We start from the raw sequence: 16,236 nt of genomic DNA, 5'->3' as shown, positions 1-16,236 counted from the left end.
ACGGTTTTGTGGGAGCGGGGGATGTGTGAGCAGATGAAACCTGCAGAAACAACAAGGCCGCCCGAAGGCGGCCTTGTCATGTGCGGGCTTGAGCTTAGTGCTTGTCGCCAGCCAGCTTGTGCTCGAGGTAGTGAATGTTCACGCCCCCTTTGCAGAAGCCTTCGTCGCGGGTCAGATCACGGTGCAGCGGGATGTTGGTCTTGATCCCGTCAACCACGATTTCGTCCAGGGCGTTGCGCATGCGTGCCATGGCTTCGTCGCGGGTGGCGCCGTAAGTGATCAGCTTGCCGATCAGCGAGTCGTAGTTCGGCGGAACCGCATAACCGCTGTACAGGTGCGAATCGACGCGAACGCCGTTGCCGCCTGGAGCGTGGAAATGCTTGACCGTGCCCGGGCTCGGCATGAAGGTCTTTGGATCTTCAGCGTTGATCCGGCACTCCAGCGAGTGACCGCGGATAACCACGTCATCCTGAGTGAACGACAGCTTGTTGCCAGCGGCGATGCTGAGCATCTCCTTGACGATGTCGATACCGGTGACCATTTCCGAAACCGGGTGCTCCACCTGAACACGAGTGTTCATTTCGATGAAGTAGAAACGACCGTTCTCGTACAGGAACTCGAAGGTGCCGGCGCCACGGTAGCCGATGTCGATGCACGCCTTGACGCAGCGAGCGAGGACTTCCTTGCGCGCGTTCTCGTCGATGCCCGGTGCCGGCGCTTCTTCGAGAACCTTCTGGTGACGGCGCTGCAGCGAGCAGTCACGGTCGCCCAGATGGATGGCGTTGCCCTGGCCGTCGGACAGTACCTGCACTTCGACGTGACGCGGGTTGGTCAGGAATTTTTCCAGATAGACCATCGGGTTGCCGAACGCCGCGCCAGCTTCGGAGCGGGTCAGTTTCGCCGAGGCGATCAGGTCTTCTTCCTTGTGCACCACGCGCATGCCGCGACCACCACCGCCGCCGGCGGCCTTGATGATCACCGGATAACCGACTTCGCGACCGATGCGCAGCGCCGTTTCTTCGTCTTCCGGCAGTGGACCGTCAGAGCCTGGAACGGTTGGAACGCCCGCTTCGATCATCGCGTGCTTGGCCGATACCTTGTCGCCCATCAGGCGAATGGTCTCGGCTTTCGGGCCGATGAAAGCGAAGCCGGAGTTCTCGACCTGCTCGGCAAAGTCGGCGTTTTCCGCGAGGAAACCGTAGCCTGGGTGAATGGCGGTAGCGCCAGTCACTTCAGCGGCTGCAATGATTGCCGGGATGTGCAGGTAGGAGTGCGCGGCAGAAGCCGGGCCGATGCAGACGGATTCGTCTGCCAGACCCAGGTGCATCAGCTCTTTGTCGGCCTTGGAGTAAACGGCGACGGTCTTGATGCCCATCTCTTTGCAGGCACGCAGAATCCGCAGGGCGATCTCACCGCGGTTAGCGATCAGAACTTTTTCCAACTTCGCAGTCATCAAAGGCTCTCCGCAGTTCAAACGATGGTGAACAGCGGTTGGTCGTACTCAACCGGCTGGCCGTCTTCGACGAGGATGGACTCGATCACACCGCTGGTTTCAGCTTCGATGTGGTTCATCATCTTCATGGCTTCGACGATGCACAGGGTGTCGCCTTTCTTCACGGTCTGGCCGACTTCAACGAAAGACGGCGAGGTTGGCGAAGATTTGCGATAGAAGGTGCCGACCATCGGCGAACGGGCAACGGTGCCGTTCAGCGCCGGAGCAGCAGCGGCAGCTGGAGCGGCGGCAGCAGCAACCGGAGCGGCAGTGGCCGCAGGTGCAGCGGCCGGAGCCTGCATCGGAGCCGGAGCGTAGTACTGCTGCGCCGGAGTCTTGCTGTGACGGCTGATGCGTACGGACTCTTCGCCTTCCTTGATCTCGAGCTCGTCGATGCCGGACTCTTCCAGCAATTCGATCAGTTTCTTAACTTTACGGATATCCATGAATCATCAACTCCCAAGGGTCGGTCAGGGGCGTATAGCTTGTTGTTCAAGCTGCTCTAGTGCAGCCTCCAGGGCCAGTCGGTAACCGCTGGCGCCAAGGCCGCAGATCACTCCCACCGCTACGTCGGAGAAGTAAGAGTGATGGCGGAAAGGTTCGCGTTTGTGCACGTTGGACAAATGCACTTCGATGAATGGGATGCTCACTCCCAGCAGCGCGTCACGTAATGCGACACTTGTGTGCGTAAAAGCTGCCGGATTGATAAGAATGAAGTCCACGCCTTCGCCGCGCGCGGCATGGATACGGTCGATCAATTCGTACTCGGCATTGCTTTGCAGGTGCAGCAGATGATGGCCGGCTTCGCGGGCGCGGCGCTCCAGATCCTGATTGATCTGCGCCAGGGTGGTCGACCCGTAGGTCCCGGGTTCCCGGGTGCCGAGCAGGTTCAGGTTGGGGCCATGCAGCACCAGTAGCGTTGCCATCTGCGTGTTCCTTGTTATGGGTGAGCCTCGTCAGAACCCGGCGACTATGCCGCAAAGACTTTGTGACTGTCCAGTTCTCTGCAATAGCCAGCACGATCTCCGATGTTTGCGCGAAATATGTGACTGAGTGATCAGATCCGGTCATTCACACCGCCAATCCCGGCACAATCGCGATCAGACGCGGAAAGCCTGCACCGCTGTATGCAGTTGCCCGCCCAATACCAGCAGATTCTCCCCCTGTTCGCGTCCTTCACCGATGCGCAGCAGGTTATCCCCACCCAATTGGTGAATCCGTTCGCTGTGATCGCGGATTTCGCTGACCGCGCCGCTCTGCTGCGCGGTGACATCGGCAATGCGCACCGCGGTGTCGGAAATGGTCTGGATTGCGCCGACGATCTTGTCCAGCGCACCGTCCGCCGATTGCGCCTGATTGGCCGTGGCTTCGGCGTGTTCGACCTGGGCGCGCATGCCTTCGACCGATTGTCGGGCGGCGGTTTGCAGGCCGGCGATCAAGGTCTGGATTTCTGCGGTGGCGCCGGCGGTGCGTTGCGCCAGTGAGCGGACTTCTTCGGCCACCACGGCAAAGCCACGGCCCATTTCCCCGGCGCGAGCGGCTTCGATTGCCGCGTTGAGCGCCAGCAGGTTGGTCTGATCGGCAATCGAGCGGATCACCGTCAGTACGCCGCCGATGGTGGCCGACTCTTCGGCCAGATGCTCGATCATCTGCGCATTGCCTTGCACTTCTTCTACCAGTGCATGCAGGCCGGTGAGGCTCAGGCCGATGACTTTTTGCCCATGTTCGACAGCCTGTCCCGCGTGATGGCTGGCGTCCGCAGCCTGACGCGCGTCGCCGGCCACTTGCTGGATGGTCGCTTCCAGTTCGCTCAGGGAGTCACGGATCAGTGCCGTATCGCCGGCCTGATGTTCGGCGCCGCTGTGCAGGTCATTGCTCAGTTCCGCCAGGGTGCGGCTGCTGCCCGCCACTTGTTCGGCATTGCCGCGAATGGTCCCGACCAGATCCACCAGATAGGCACGCAGACGATTGAGCGAGGCTTCGATGTCGTGCAGCTCGCGGTTGGTCTTGCCCAGATGAATGTCACGGCTGAAATCACCCTCGGCCCAAGTCGACAGCGCAGGGGCAAGGTTGGTCAGGGTGCGGGCCAAGCGTCGCTGCAGGGTGTCGATCAGCAGGGCGATGAGCAGGATCAGGCCGATCATCACGCCTTGCATCAGACGTACTTCGCTCTGGATCTGCCCGTGCTGGGCGCGTACCACCGGTTCGAGCCCGGCGATGGCTTGTTGCACGGCGGCGATTTTCTGGTGGGTCGCGGTGCTGAGGTCGGTGCGTTTCTGGATCTGGTCGCGAGTTCGCGCCAGTTCTGCCGGGTAGCGATTGAGCAAGCTGTTGAGGTCGCGTTTGAGGCCTACGCCGGCGTCTTCGGCGACTGCCTTTTCAGTGCTTTCAATGCCCATCATCGAGGCGAAATCGTCGCTGCCGGATTCGCTGCTGGCGACCACGCCGAGCAAGGGCAGAGCATCGATTGCCTGAGCCTGGGTGCGGATGTTGGTTACCTCGCGTTCGACATCGGCGGCCAGCTCGCTGCGCCCGCTGCTGACCAGTTTGTCCCTGGCCAGCGACAGCTTGCCCAAATGCTGAGAGGCGGCGAGCAACGGTGTCAGGTACGCCACGTTGCCGCCGGCATAAGTGCTGAGCTGATCGAGGCTGGCACTCAGTTCCCGTTCGGCTTGCAACAGCAAGGCTTGCGGATCGCCGGCCAGTTTGCCGGCAGCGAGGAGGTCGGTCTTGCTGAATTCTTCGAGGCCCGACAGGCTCGGACGCAGCGTCTCGGCCAGCGCCGGTGGCAGTTCGCCGAGTTCTTTCTGCAGGCTGTCGATGGCCTGGCTGGCACTGCTCAGACGCAGGGCATCGCCGCTGCCGAGGTAGTCCTCGACGTTGCGCGCGACTTCATTCTGAAATTGCTGGGACAGCCCGAGGTAGCGCTCCATCAACAGATACGGGCGTTCAAGGGCTTTTTGCGACCACCACAGCGTGGCGCCGAGGGCCACGCAGACGGCGACCAGCAACAGCGTGTTGAGATTGGTGAGCAACTTCAGGCGCATGACGGCTACCAACGGCAGTAATGGTAAGCGCCTGAATTTATTGCGGTTCTGTTACAGGGTTATGACCGAATCGGTGGATTCCGGTGAAAAAGTGGCACTTTGCTTTGAGTCCCTTGCGGTCTGCACCCGATTGCGGCCTTCACCCTTGGCGCGGTATAGCGCCTCGTCGGCCTGGCTGGCCATCATCAGGCTGTCGGAGTCGTCGTGCATCTCCACCACCCCGGCGCTGAACGTGCACCACAGATCCTGTGGCTGGGCCGGGTAATGGATTTCGGCGAAGCGCTGGCGGATTTCGTCGAGCACTTTGTGTGCGGCTTCTATATCGGTGTCGGGCATGACGATGGCGAATTCTTCGCCGCCATAACGGCCGATGAAATCGGTCTTGCGCAGACGCTGCTTGAGGAACAGCGCCAGGCTCTTGATCACCCGGTCGCCCATGGGATGGCCGTGGCTGTCGTTGACCCGTTTGAAGTGGTCGATGTCGAGCATTGCAAAACTCAGCGGCTTGTTTTCGCGGCGGGCGCGGAACGAGCAGTCTTCCAGCAACTGGAGAATGTGCGTGTGGTTATACAGACCGGTGAGGCTGTCGCGGACCATCCGCGCCTTGAGATTGCGTGCCCGCGCCGCGCGGTTGCGCACCGTGGTGATCAGGTGGCGCGGTTTGATCGGTTTGGTCAGGAAGTCGTCGCCGCCTTCGCTCATGGCGTCGAGCTGTTTGTCCAGGTCGTCTTCGGCCGACAGGTAAATGATCGGCACGCTGACATAACGGTCGTTGTGACGGATGACCTTGGCCAGTTCGGTGCCGGTGCAGGCCGGCATGTACATGTCGAGGATGATCAGGTCCGGCTGGAAATCCGCCAGCTCGGCCATGGCCTGAATCGGCTCGATCAGCGTGCGGGTGACGATCCCTGCACTGTTGAGCAGGCGCTCGGTGTGCATCGCCTGGGCGCGGGAGTCGTCGATGATCAGCACTTTATAAGGCTCGTACTGGGCGACGCAGGTCAGGACTTCGATTTTCTCCAGCAGGCTCGAGGCTTCGAGCGTGCCGGTGAGGAACTCCTGACCGCCGGCGCGCACGGCGGCGAGGCGGGTCGGGGTGTCGGTTTCGTGCAGGCTGAAGAACAGCAGTGGCAACGGTTCTTCCAGACCTTGCTGCGCTTCGGCCGCGAGTTTCAGGCCGACGCCGGCGCCGCTGAAGTCCACGTCCATGACAATCGCGGCCGGCAGACGCTCGACCATCGACGAGCGGAACGCCGACACACTGTCCAGCGCCTGAGCACTGAGACCGAAGAATTCCAGTTGTTTGGCCAGCCGTTCGGCGCGGTCGTGATCCTGAAGCATCACGTAGATCGGTTTGCGCAGGGGCGGCAGAAAGGTCTGGTCGAGCTGATCGCCATGGCGCAGGCCGGTACGCGACAAGCGCTGCATCAAACGGTTGAGGTCGGTGATCAGGCCGCTGCTCAGACGTCCGCGATTGGCATCCACCGCTTCCAGCGACTGGCTGATGTGGTGGGCCAGTTGGGTATGCTCGGGCTGTTCGAAGCGCTCGGCAAAACGCAGCAGGCGCAGATTGGCCTCGCTCAGTTCGGCGAGGTCGGCAGTGGACCACTCACTGCGTTGCAGGCGCTGCCATATCTCAAGAATCTGACGTGCCTGATGAATTACCCGCTGGGCAAAGTGGTGCTTGAGGCGCTCACGGCTGGGGTCTTCTGGCTCGGTCATATCCTGACTACTAGTTAGGGTGCATGCTGAGATCGACTGGTGGCTCTATGCTAGCACCTCTTTTCCCTTACATGAGTGTCGTACGTCAATAATCTGCGGTACGTCACTATTCAGTTTCTGACCGTTTGGTTTTATTTTGGACTCTGTCGTCGCTCAAATACCCGTGAACGGGGTTCTTCAGGACGTTTCCCAAGGCTTTTGAGGAGGCTTCCTTGTGCCTGGCGGTCTTCGTCTGTCAGGGCATTCTGATTTTTCTCCAAGTCGGTTTCGACAGAGTTTCGGACTGGTAGGGTCAGGGAAACCCCTACAAAAAATTCCCCGAATATGAGCCAGTGTTTCAACGAGCACACCAGCGATAACCAACGTCTGAATCACAGCACCCGGCCAGTTGCAGATTGTGAATGCAACGAAGAAACGTTGTATGGCGAGAAGATGCGGGTGACTGAGGTACCCGTGCTGACGTGCCAGTGCATCTGGCGCCGCTTTCAGCAGGAGGCCGAAGCCGTTGTCGCCCCCGATGGCGTGCTGATTGCCGATCCGGTGCAACGCAACCGGGCGATCAACGCCGCCTATGCCCGGCTGTGGCTGCATGACGCGCGATTCCAGTGGGCAGGTCTTGCAGCGTTTGCTTCGAAGCAGGTGGGCTGCGGGTTGCTGCATGCGGCCGACAGCATCGAACTGATTCGTCAGGAGCACGAAGCACGGCAACGAGTGCGAGACGGGCGCCGCGAGTCCGGACTGCTGACCCCCGCGAGAATGCCCGGGCAGGCCGAGGCCTTGAGTGACTACGAAGAGACGAGGAGCCGCAATCCGGTGCCTGCGCTGGATCTGCGCTTACCGGGTGAAGAGCTGTCGTTGGTGCAGCAACAGTACCGCCACGTGTACGACATGATGGCGATGGGCAATACCACATTGTTTCTGGATGTCTATCCGCTGCATCGGTTTTATGCGGTGCGTGGGTTGGAGGAGTTGAAGAAGTGTTTGGAAACACGGGTAGGCATTCATGGGCATGCAAAGTTTCCAGTGCTTTGGCCGGTGGGCCAGGAAACGCTTCCTTTTGGGCAAGCGTTTGAACAAATCCTGAAAGCCTTCAAGGCAATAGAGGCGGGGGAAATTGCCTCAAGCGTGCAGTCTCTGGCCTGGCACGAACAGCGAAACATTCTCCAGCCGAGCATCTACGAAAACCGCCAATTAGTGATGTTGTTGCGTGGCAACCACTTTTCCTACGTGACCGGCTTTCCTTCCGGTGTGGCCCAGGCAATCGAGTTGACGCTCACCAGTCAATGTCAGCGAGTCGATGACGGTCGCACCATCGATTTCGGCCGCAACCCGCTGGCGGACTTGTCCGATCTCGATCAGCGAATGGCTTTTGTCCTGCGGGCCGCAGCCCGTTTTCACCAGATGCTCAATGACAGCAACAGAGACGCACTGGCGCAATCCATCCGTGAGATCGCTGCCATGGAGGACGCTTGATGCGCTGGCGATCCTGTCTGTCCAGATGGCGTTGTTGGGCATGGCTGCTGCTCTGTAGTGTTTTGGCAGTGGCAGCCGCACGCCAGTTGACGCAGCCGTTATGGGGCGACTCCATGATCGCCATGTCCATAGGCGGAACCTATGAATACATGCGTGACCATTCGACCGCACCCCTCGTTATATGGGGCCATGTTGGCAGGCGCGTCTGGGGTGGCGCTTCCAGGACAGATGCGCGCCTGCGATTTGTCGATCCGCAGTACGGTTTCGAAACGCCGCTGGCGCGGTTCTTTACGTTCACGTTCGAGGGCCACCTGGTCGGTGATATCCGCATGTCTCCTCAGGTCGAGCCCCTGTTGATCGATGATGCCTTGAAGGTCGTTCTCGATCTGCAAGCCCAATGGTGCGCGAAAGGGTGGAGGCCGCTGGGGACCCCGTTACATCCCACCATCGCGGACACCCCGGAGTGGCGAGCCTATCTAAGACCGGGGATACGGACTGGAACCACTTACTGGAAGGCCGGCGACCAGTACGAAGCGATGTTGTTCCTTGGACGATTCGCCGATTCCAGACACCCCGACCAGGAGCGCTATCTCATCACCCTGGAACTCAGCAAACCCTGGCGATTCGGGGAAATGGAACACGTCGACGTAGTACCTCACCCCTTTCCCCCACCTCAACCGCAAAAAGGAGCGCTCCCATGCCAACCCCTGCCTTCATGACCCTCCACGGCAGCCGCCAGGGTCTGATCAGCGCCGGCGCCTTTACCGAAGCATCGGTGGGCAACAGCTATCAGACCGGGCGCGAGGACAAGATCATGCTTCAGTCCCTGAGTCATGGCATTGTCGTGCCCAGAGGCGCCGGTGCCGGGCGACGGCTGCACAAGCCTCTGGTCATCACCAAAACCCTCGACAAGGCATCGCCGTTGATCCAGATCGCAATGTGTTCCGGTGAACTGCTGAGCAAGTGTCGTGTGGAGTTGTATCGCACATCGGCCCACGGCACTCAGGAGCACTTCTATACGATAGAACTGGAGGACGCGCTGATCGTCAGTGCCGAAGTATTGATGCCGGATTGTCAGGACCCGGGCGTTTCCCACCTGACGCAACGGGAAAAGGTCCAGTTCAGCTACCGACGCATCTACTGGCGGCACGAGATCAGCCGGACGATGGGTTCCGATGAATGGCAGAGCGAGGGTCAGGTGTGAGGCTGGTTCATCGTTCGCAGGTTACCCAACTCGAGCACAGCCAGGTTTATCCGGTGGATCAGGCGCTGGAGCGGGTGTGCAAGGTGTTGCTTGACCGGCAACCGCTCGAAGGTCTGGATCAGTTGCGGGCCAGCCTTGCGATCGATCTGGACAGCGAAGTGCTGGAGCAGGTCGAACAGGGTGAATGGCTGTTGCTCATGGTCGACGCAGAGGTTGGCGACTGGCCGGTCGCCGCGGCAGTCTTCGATCAGGCGGTGCTGGATCTGATGAACAATCCTCCGCCCCAGCCAACCCGAACCCCGCGGATCTTTCGCCTGGTCGACAGCATGACGGGTGAGCCTCTGGCACAGCAGCCATACATTGCAACGGTTGACGGGGTTCCCACCCAGCGCCGCACTGACGCCTCGGGCATTGCACATCTATTCACGGCGGATGATGTCCGGCAGATTTCGATGCGGATCTTCAACATCTGAAGCGTGCGTCTATCCTTTCGCTCACCGGCGGTGTCCGGTTGTTTCAATTCGATGCCCGATCGTGGGTGCCGGGTCGAGGCACGTTGTTGTATGGTTGCTGTCGAACCGTTGAACCCAAGATTGAAAGGATATCGCCATGCTGGACTGGAAGAATCGCGCGGGCAGCGCGCCCGAACGTGCCGCCGAGCCGAAATCCGCCGCCCGCAGCTATGTGGGCGGCCTGTTGTTCAGCCGCGCGCTGGCCACGCTGGTCGGTATTTACCTGTTGGTGACCATCGCCCTTGGCTGGTACTGGAGCGAAGAGCCGGCCCTGTTCCCCGTGGCGCAGAACGCCCAGCTGGCCGCCGAGAAGGAAGGCAAGCAGATGGTGGTCGGCTACACCACCGTCGAAACCCTCAAGACTGTCGCCGGCACCTTGCTCAACAAACCGGGCGGCTACATTTCCAACGACCGTTTCCCGCCGGGCCTGTGGATGGACAACATGCCGAGCTGGGAATATGGCGTGCTTGTTCAGGTGCGTGACCTGACCCGTGCCCTGCGCAAGGACTTCGCCCGCTCGCAGTCGCAATCGGCTGAAGACGCTGATCTGGCCAAGGCCGAACCGCGCTTCAACTTCGACAACAAGAGCTGGATCCTGCCGTCCAGCGAGTCGGAATACCAGGAAGGCATCAACTCCCTGAGCCGTTATCAGGCACGCCTGTCTGACCCGACGCAAAAGAATGCGCTGTTCTACGCCCGCGCCGACAATCTGAACAACTGGCTGGGTGACGTCGGGACGCGTCTCGGTTCACTGTCGCAACGACTGTCGGCCAGTGTCGGCCGGGTCAAACTGAATACAGCGCTTAAAACCGAAGTCCCGGCGGTGGGTGAAGTGCCGCAGGTCGACGAGGAAGTCGTCGAGACCCCGTGGATGCAGATCGACAACGTGTTCTATGAAGCCCGTGGCCAGGCCTGGGCGTTGTCGCACCTGTTGCGGGCCATCGAAGTCGACTTCGCCGACGTGCTGGCGAAGAAGAACGCCACGGTCAGCGTGCGTCAGATCATCCGTGAGCTGGAGGCTTCCCAGGAAACCGTCTGGAGCCCGATGATTCTCAACGGCAGCGGTTTCGGCATTCTGGCCAACCACTCGCTGGTGATGGCCAACTATATTTCCCGGGCCAACGCCGCCGTGATCGATCTTCGTCAACTGCTCAATCAAGGCTGAGTCATGAGCGACAACGCCAGAGAGGCGGCCCACCGCGCCGCCTCGGATGCCGAACAGATCGCCTGGGTTGACGAGCAGGATAACCTGCTCGGATCCCTTGTCCGTTCCGATCTGCGCGAGCGCGGGCTGATCGGCCGCGGCACCTACATCATGCTGTTCAACTCCGCCGGTGAACTCTGTGTCCATCGGCGGACCCTGAGCAAAGCCATTTATCCCGGCTACTGGGATGTGGCGGCCGGCGGCATGGTGCAGGCAAACGAGACATACGCCGAGTCGGCGGCCCGTGAGCTGGAAGAAGAGTTGGGGGTGAGCGGCGTCGAGCTGACGGCCCATGACCATTTTTACTTCGAGGACCCCGGCAATCGCCTGTGGTGTTCGGCGTTCTCGGCCGTGTGGGACGGGCCGCTGATCCTGCAGCCGGAAGAGGTGCTCGAAGCACGCTTCATTCCGGTCGATCAGGTGATGCTGGAAATCGAGCAAAAGCCTTATTGCCCGGACTCTCTGGCAGCCTTGAAGCGCTATCTGACGGCTCAACGAAGCGACGTCGCAAAGAACTCATAAATTGGCGCCGATTGGCACTTAGCAATCGGCGTTTTTGCCGTTACACTGCGCGACCTTTTCAAGCTGTGCCGGCCTGCTTTACAGGAGCAACCGGTGCAGTAGCGCTGCCCCTGCCTGAGTGGGGCTTCGCGGTCGATAGCCTTGCCCAAGGCTGCGATCAGTCTTTGTCCTCCCGAGAGGATTGCCGGTGGCCAAAAAAGCCGCATCCTTCGCCGCCCTGGGCGGCCTGGTATTTTCCACCGACGCAGGTCGTCATTGCCCGGAATGCAGTAAGCCGGTGGACGCCTGTATCTGCAGACAAACCGTGATCCCGGCCGGCGACGGCATTGCCCGCGTGCGTCGCGAGAGCAAGGGCCGTGGCGGCAAGACGGTGACCACCATCACCGGCGTGCCCCTGGCCGAAGACGCACTCAAAGAGCTGGCGACAACGTTGAAGAAGCGTTGCGGCACCGGCGGTGCGTTGAAAGACGGGGTCATCGAGATCCAGGGCGATCATGTCGAGCTACTCTTGGCCGAGTTGATCAAGCACGGTTTCAAGGCGAAGAAGTCCGGCGGCTAGCAGCCTCTGTGAAAACCACCAGCGGCTTGATCCGGCTCTGATGCTCATCAGTCCCGGCGTCGTCTCCATGGTTTTCACAGAGCCTGTTCATGACCGGTTTCTAAACTCAACGCTGTCAGCGCGGTCTACCGCCCCGCTGACGAACCGTCATTTTCATTCTTTAGACTGCGCCGGCCTGCAATCAGGCGACGCACTATGACTTCTTTATAGGGGACTTCGATGTCCGTACGACGCACACGCAAAGACGATGGCAGCCAATGGACAGTTGCGGACAGCCGCAGTGTTTACGGGATTCGCCATTGGGGGGCCGGGTATTTCGCGATCAATGACGCCGGTCGCGTCGAAGTTCGTCCGAACGGTCCGAGCAGCTCGCCTATCGACCTGTTCGAACAAGTCGACCAATTGCGCAAGAGCGGCCTGTCGTTGCCGTTGCTGGTGCGTTTCCCCGACATCCTGCAAGACCGCGTGCGTCAGCTGACCGGTGCTTTCGACTCGAACATCGAGCGTCTGGAATACCAGAGCAAATACACCGCGCTGTACCCGATCAAGGTCAACCAGCAGGAAGCGGTGATCGAAAACATCATCGCCACCCAGAATGTCTCCATCGGTCTGGAAGCCGGCTCCAAGCCTGAGCTGCTGGCCGTGCTGGCGCTGGCGCCGAAGGGCGGCACCATCGTCTGCAACGGTTACAAGGACCGCGAGTTCATCCGTCTGGCGCTGATGGGCCAGAAGCTCGGCCACAACGTGTTCATCGTGATCGAGAAAGAGTCCGAAGTCGGTCTGGTGATCGAAGAAGCCGCTTCGCTGCGGGTCAAGCCACAGGTCGGCCTGCGTGTGCGCCTGTCGTCGCTGGCTTCGTCGAAGTGGGCGGACACCGGCGGCGAGAAATCCAAGTTCGGTCTGTCGGCGGCGCAACTGCTGTCGGTGGTCGAGCGCTTCCGCGCGGCGGGTCTGGATCAGGGCATCCGTCTGCTGCACTTCCACATGGGCTCGCAGATCGCCAACCTGGCCGACTACCAGCATGGCTTCAAGGAAGCGATCCGTTATTACGGCGAGCTGCGCAATCTGGGGCTGCCGGTCGATCACATCGACGTCGGCGGCGGTCTGGGTGTGGACTACGACGGTACCCACTCGCGCAACGCCAGTTCGATCAACTACGACATGGATGACTACGCCGGTGTCGTGGTCGGCATGCTCAAGGAGTTCTGCGATGCGCAGAGCCTGCCGCATCCGCACATTTTCTCCGAGAGCGGCCGTTCGCTGACCGCGCACCACGCGATGCTGGTGGTGCAGGTGACCGACGTCGAGAAGCACAACGACGACGTGCCGCAGATCGAGAACAAGGAGTCGCTGCCGGAAACCGTGCAATGGCTGGTCGACCTGCTCGGCCCGACCGACATCGAAATGGTCACCGAAACCTACTGGCGCGCCACCCACTACATGAGCGACGTGGCGGCCCAGTACGCCGACGGCAAGCTGACTCTGGCCGAGAAAGCCCTGGCCGAACAGTGCTACTTCGCCGTGTGCCGTCGCCTGCACAACTCGCTGAAGGCGCGTCAGCGTTCTCACCGTCAGGTGCTGGACGAGCTCAACGACAAGCTGGCCGACAAGTACATCTGCAACTTCTCGGTGTTCCAGAGCCTGCCGGACACCTGGGCGATCGATCAGGTGCTCCCGATCATCCCGTTGCACCGTCTCGACGAAGAGCCGTTGCGTCGCGCGGTGCTGCAGGATCTGACCTGCGACTCCGACGGCAAGATCAACCAGTACGTCGACGAGCAGAGCATCGAGACCAGCCTGCCGGTGCACGGGCTGAACGAAGGTGAAGACTACTTGCTGGGCGTGTTCCTGGTCGGCGCCTATCAGGAAATCCTCGGCGACATGCACAACCTGTTCGGTGACACCGACTCGGTGAACATCTACCAGAACGCCGACGGCAGCGTGTACCACGCCGGGATCGAGACCCACGACACCATCGAAGACATGCTGCGCTACGTGCACCTGTCGCCGGAAGAGCTGATGACCCACTACCGCGACAAGTGCGCCAGTGCCCGCATCAGCGCCAGCGAGCGCACCCAGTTCCTCGATGCATTGCGCCTGGGTCTGACCCGTTCCTCCTACCTGTCTTCCTGACGGCAGGTTTCGAATCCATCAGGTTGTCTGAAATTGTTCCGCACGCAGCGGAAGTTTCAGATGGCCTGACGCGACTTCTCTTTTTCTTCCAGCGAAATGACCTTCATCCTCACAAGAAAAGTGATGTCGTCTGCTTTTCGCGTAGGCCATTTCCTAATTTGTACTTCGGCTCTCTACTCGGCCATGGCTCTCGGCGAGAATCCCCGGCCGCCCCTCCTGTAGAGAATCGCCCATGTTCGATCCAGTCGACGAGTCGTCGTTTCGTCTCGATGTCGCGGGTCTGTCCGCCCCCCTCGAAGTCCTGGCCTTTACCGGTTGCGAGGCGATCAGCGAGCCTTTTGTGTTCGAAATCGATCTGCTGATCGACGATCCTCATCTCGACCTTGCCGGTCTGTTGTATCGCTCGGCACGCCTGTGCTTCGGGCCTCCTGGCAATGGGGTGCACGGACAATTGCAGAGTCTCGTCCAGCATGAACATGGCGACGGAGTCCGGTTGTGCCGGGCGCGGCTGGGTCCGAAGCTGGGTTGTCTGGGACTGCGCCATAGCCAGCGAATGTTCAGTGGCCGATCGGTGCCGCAGATTCTCGATCAAGTGCTCAGGGAGCACGGCATTACCGGCCATCAGCGCCGGTTCGAATTGCAGGCCGATCATCCGGCCCGCAGATTCTGTACCCAATACGGTGAATCGGACCTGCAACTGGTGCAGCGTCTGTGCGCGCAGTCGCGGATCCACTATCACTTCGAGCATGGACGCGAGAGCCATTGTCTGGTGTTTGGCGACAATCCGGCGCGGTTGCCGCGTGCGGGGGAGGTGCGATTCGATGCTCAGGCGTCGGCACCGGCTATGCGCCGCTGGCTGATTCGAGAGCAAGCCAGCGAGGCCTCTGAAGCTGCCATGCGTACGCGAACGGCGCAGGGGCATTCGGACGTGCCAACCCTGCGTTGCGGTCGGTGGCTGAATTTGTCCCCGCAGCCGTTTGCCGAATGCGACAGGCACTGGTTGCTGACGCGTATCGAGCACCGTGCCGATCAGATGCTAGAACCGCCCTACAGCAACCGGCTCCGTGCGGTCGACGGTCTGCAGGCGTGCGGGCCGGTCGTCGAGCGCCCAGTGTTGAGCATGGGCAGTCTGCAGCGGGCCTGGGTGGTGGCGGTCGATGAACCTCAGCCTGATCACTCGCGCCCGGTCGCGGTGCAATTTGACTGGCTCTATCAGGGGGAAGGGGCAAAACCCAGCCATTGCTGGCTGCCATTGGCCCCCGCGTTGGCGGATACGGCACTGACGTCATTGCATGAAGGCGTTGAGGTGGTCGTGAGCTTTATCGAAGGCGATCCCGAGCAGCCGGTGATCAGTGGTGTTCTGCAGCCGACGGCAACCTCCGGGAGCGATGAGGATGATGAACCACCGCCGCTGCCCGACACCCTGGCCAGTGAAGGCCTGGCGCCATGGTTGAGTGCGCGCGAGCCTTTGCTGCTGTTGTGCCTGATGCCGGGGGGCGGCAGCTACCGGCACTGTCGGGAGTCGGTCTGCAGCTGCCGGCTGGTCGCCGGGCTCAGCCCTGGCGATGGACGATGAGCGGCAAGGCACCGGGGCAGCGTGCGCAATGGCTGTTGTTGGATGTCATGCATGCACCGCAGGCGTTGAGCGTGTTGCGCCAGGCATTCTCCGGCGTATCGAGCCTTGAGCTGTTTGACGGTACGGAGTTTCAACCCGTGTGCGAACAAGGGCCGTTATTGGTCGATCTGCGCGATTGCCCGGCGCTGTCTGCGTTGTGCCACACCGACCCGCGCACCTGGTGCGGGCTGTTGCTGGGCAGCGACGCCACGATCGAATCGCTGCGTGCACATCTGCAGCGGATGCTGACCGTTTCTGTGGGCCTGAATCATCGTGCGCTGCTCAATTACTACGACCGGCAGACCGCCAGCTACTTTTTCGACGCCTGCGATGCTCGTCAATTGAGCTGCTGGCTCGGGCCGATCAACTGGCTGCGCTGGTTCGGCGGTACCTGGGCCGATCGGGCGAGTGGCAGTCTGGGCTGGCAACAACTGCGTAACCCGGGCCTGGACGTAGAGCCACTGATGATTGAACAGGGGCTGACCCGTCATCAACGCGAGCGCTTGCATCGCTGCCTGCTGGAACAACACATCTGGCGCTGGAGCCAATCGACGGGAACCGATTACCGCACGCTGTCCTCCCACATTGAACAAGGCCTGACACTGGGTTTCAGCGAGCGGGCCGTGCTGGACGACTGGTTGTGGCTACGCTTGCTGCATCCGCATGCAGAACTGGTGCAACCACCGCAAGGATTGACCCAGCAAGAGCGGCTCGATCATCTGCGTCGCCGCTGGCAGAACGACCCATCCTGAC

The 16,236-nt window shown here is 60.8% G+C and carries 15 protein-coding genes; 10 read left to right on the top strand and 5 right to left on the bottom strand.

Going from position 1 to position 16,236, the window contains the following annotated elements; translation table 11 throughout:
• Positions 1 to 94 precede the first annotated feature (94 nt).
• The 5 genes from accC to gcbA all read right to left on the bottom strand — a co-directional run bounded on the left by accC (position 95) and on the right by gcbA (position 6,261).
• Positions 95 to 1,453: an acetyl-CoA carboxylase biotin carboxylase subunit gene (accC, locus tag M5B44_RS05345; protein ID WP_085711231.1), complete on the bottom strand. Its 1,359-nt coding sequence runs from the start codon at positions 1,451 to 1,453 to the stop codon at positions 95 to 97.
• 17 nt (positions 1,454 to 1,470) lie between these two features.
• A complete protein-coding gene (gene accB, locus M5B44_RS05340) occupies positions 1,471 to 1,938 on the bottom strand; it encodes an acetyl-CoA carboxylase biotin carboxyl carrier protein (protein ID WP_248738468.1) in 468 nt (155 codons plus the stop codon).
• A gap of 24 nt (positions 1,939 to 1,962) precedes the next feature.
• Positions 1,963 to 2,418, bottom strand: coding sequence for a type II 3-dehydroquinate dehydratase (gene aroQ, locus M5B44_RS05335; protein ID WP_064585783.1), 456 nt, complete (start codon positions 2,416 to 2,418; stop codon positions 1,963 to 1,965).
• A gap of 174 nt (positions 2,419 to 2,592) precedes the next feature.
• On the bottom strand, positions 2,593 to 3,636 hold the full coding sequence (locus M5B44_RS28965; RefSeq protein WP_412546962.1) for a methyl-accepting chemotaxis protein: 1,044 nt from the start codon (positions 3,634 to 3,636) through the stop codon (positions 2,593 to 2,595).
• A gap of 954 nt (positions 3,637 to 4,590) precedes the next feature.
• Positions 4,591 to 6,261, bottom strand: a complete 1,671-nt coding sequence (gene gcbA, locus M5B44_RS05325) for a diguanylate cyclase GcbA (RefSeq protein ID WP_085711233.1) — start codon at positions 6,259 to 6,261, stop codon at positions 4,591 to 4,593.
• 324 nt (positions 6,262 to 6,585) lie between these two features.
• Here gcbA and M5B44_RS05320 point away from each other — a divergent pair, with 324 nt between their 5' ends.
• The 10 genes from M5B44_RS05320 (at position 6,586) to M5B44_RS05275 (ending at position 16,235) form a co-directional block, all read left to right on the top strand.
• On the top strand, positions 6,586 to 7,734 hold the full coding sequence (locus tag M5B44_RS05320; protein WP_248738467.1) for a DUF2515 family protein: 1,149 nt from the start codon (positions 6,586 to 6,588) through the stop codon (positions 7,732 to 7,734).
• Positions 7,735 to 7,847: 113 nt separating this feature from the next.
• Entirely contained in the window at positions 7,848 to 8,453 is a 606-nt protein-coding gene (locus M5B44_RS05315) for a hypothetical protein (RefSeq protein ID WP_248738466.1), read from the top strand.
• On the top strand, positions 8,432 to 8,938 hold the full coding sequence (locus M5B44_RS05310) for an Hcp family type VI secretion system effector (protein WP_248738465.1): 507 nt from the start codon (positions 8,432 to 8,434) through the stop codon (positions 8,936 to 8,938). The genes M5B44_RS05315 and M5B44_RS05310 overlap by 22 nt, the downstream gene beginning before the upstream one ends.
• Entirely contained in the window at positions 8,935 to 9,411 is a 477-nt protein-coding gene (locus M5B44_RS05305; protein ID WP_248738464.1) for a hypothetical protein, read from the top strand. Before M5B44_RS05310 ends, M5B44_RS05305 begins: the two co-directional genes overlap by 4 nt.
• A gap of 136 nt (positions 9,412 to 9,547) precedes the next feature.
• Positions 9,548 to 10,615: a DUF2333 family protein gene (locus M5B44_RS05300; RefSeq protein WP_085711234.1), complete on the top strand. Its 1,068-nt coding sequence runs from the start codon at positions 9,548 to 9,550 to the stop codon at positions 10,613 to 10,615.
• Between the two features lie 3 nt (positions 10,616 to 10,618).
• The gene (locus tag M5B44_RS05295) at positions 10,619 to 11,176 is read left to right on the top strand and encodes an NUDIX hydrolase (RefSeq protein WP_248738463.1); all 558 of its coding nucleotides are present in this window, start codon (positions 10,619 to 10,621) and stop codon (positions 11,174 to 11,176) included.
• A gap of 187 nt (positions 11,177 to 11,363) precedes the next feature.
• Positions 11,364 to 11,735, top strand: a complete 372-nt coding sequence (locus M5B44_RS05290) for a translation initiation factor Sui1 (protein WP_085732741.1) — start codon at positions 11,364 to 11,366, stop codon at positions 11,733 to 11,735.
• 219 nt (positions 11,736 to 11,954) lie between these two features.
• Positions 11,955 to 13,868, top strand: coding sequence for an arginine decarboxylase (gene speA, locus M5B44_RS05285; protein ID WP_248738462.1), 1,914 nt, complete (start codon positions 11,955 to 11,957; stop codon positions 13,866 to 13,868).
• A 232-nt stretch (positions 13,869 to 14,100) separates the two neighbouring features.
• The gene (locus tag M5B44_RS05280; protein WP_248738461.1) at positions 14,101 to 15,444 is read left to right on the top strand and encodes a type VI secretion system Vgr family protein; all 1,344 of its coding nucleotides are present in this window, start codon (positions 14,101 to 14,103) and stop codon (positions 15,442 to 15,444) included.
• A complete protein-coding gene (locus M5B44_RS05275; protein ID WP_248738460.1) occupies positions 15,441 to 16,235 on the top strand; it encodes a DUF4123 domain-containing protein in 795 nt (264 codons plus the stop codon). The genes M5B44_RS05280 and M5B44_RS05275 overlap by 4 nt, the downstream gene beginning before the upstream one ends.
• Position 16,236: the final 1 nt, after the last annotated feature.

Source organism: Pseudomonas sp. MWU12-2029 (assembly GCF_023242425.1).
In the GTDB taxonomy this organism is placed as follows: Bacteria; Pseudomonadota; Gammaproteobacteria; order Pseudomonadales; family Pseudomonadaceae; genus Aquipseudomonas; species Aquipseudomonas kribbensis.
The sequence above is the reverse complement of the archived record's forward strand: the minus strand, read 5'-3'. Positions and strand labels throughout refer to the sequence as shown.

What these genes read in the sequence shown, in the direction of transcription:
- accC (WP_085711231.1), bottom strand. Translation starts at nt 1,453, where the DNA reads ATGACTGCGAAGTTGGAAAAAGTTCTGATCGCTAACCGCGGTGAGATC.
- accB (WP_248738468.1), bottom strand. Translation starts at nt 1,938, where the DNA reads ATGGATATCCGTAAAGTTAAGAAACTGATCGAATTGCTGGAAGAGTCC.
- aroQ (WP_064585783.1), bottom strand. Translation starts at nt 2,418, where the DNA reads ATGGCAACGCTACTGGTGCTGCATGGCCCCAACCTGAACCTGCTCGGC.
- M5B44_RS28965 (WP_412546962.1), bottom strand. Translation starts at nt 3,636, where the DNA reads ATGATCGGCCTGATCCTGCTCATCGCCCTGCTGATCGACACCCTGCAG.
- gcbA (WP_085711233.1), bottom strand. Translation starts at nt 6,261, where the DNA reads ATGACCGAGCCAGAAGACCCCAGCCGTGAGCGCCTCAAGCACCACTTT.
- M5B44_RS05320 (WP_248738467.1), top strand. Translation starts at nt 6,586, where the DNA reads ATGAGCCAGTGTTTCAACGAGCACACCAGCGATAACCAACGTCTGAAT.
- M5B44_RS05315 (WP_248738466.1), top strand. Translation starts at nt 7,848, where the DNA reads ATGATCGCCATGTCCATAGGCGGAACCTATGAATACATGCGTGACCAT.
- M5B44_RS05310 (WP_248738465.1), top strand. Translation starts at nt 8,432, where the DNA reads ATGCCAACCCCTGCCTTCATGACCCTCCACGGCAGCCGCCAGGGTCTG.
- M5B44_RS05300 (WP_085711234.1), top strand. Translation starts at nt 9,548, where the DNA reads ATGCTGGACTGGAAGAATCGCGCGGGCAGCGCGCCCGAACGTGCCGCC.
- M5B44_RS05295 (WP_248738463.1), top strand. Translation starts at nt 10,619, where the DNA reads ATGAGCGACAACGCCAGAGAGGCGGCCCACCGCGCCGCCTCGGATGCC.
- speA (WP_248738462.1), top strand. Translation starts at nt 11,955, where the DNA reads ATGTCCGTACGACGCACACGCAAAGACGATGGCAGCCAATGGACAGTT.
- M5B44_RS05280 (WP_248738461.1), top strand. Translation starts at nt 14,101, where the DNA reads ATGTTCGATCCAGTCGACGAGTCGTCGTTTCGTCTCGATGTCGCGGGT.
- M5B44_RS05275 (WP_248738460.1), top strand. Translation starts at nt 15,441, where the DNA reads ATGAGCGGCAAGGCACCGGGGCAGCGTGCGCAATGGCTGTTGTTGGAT.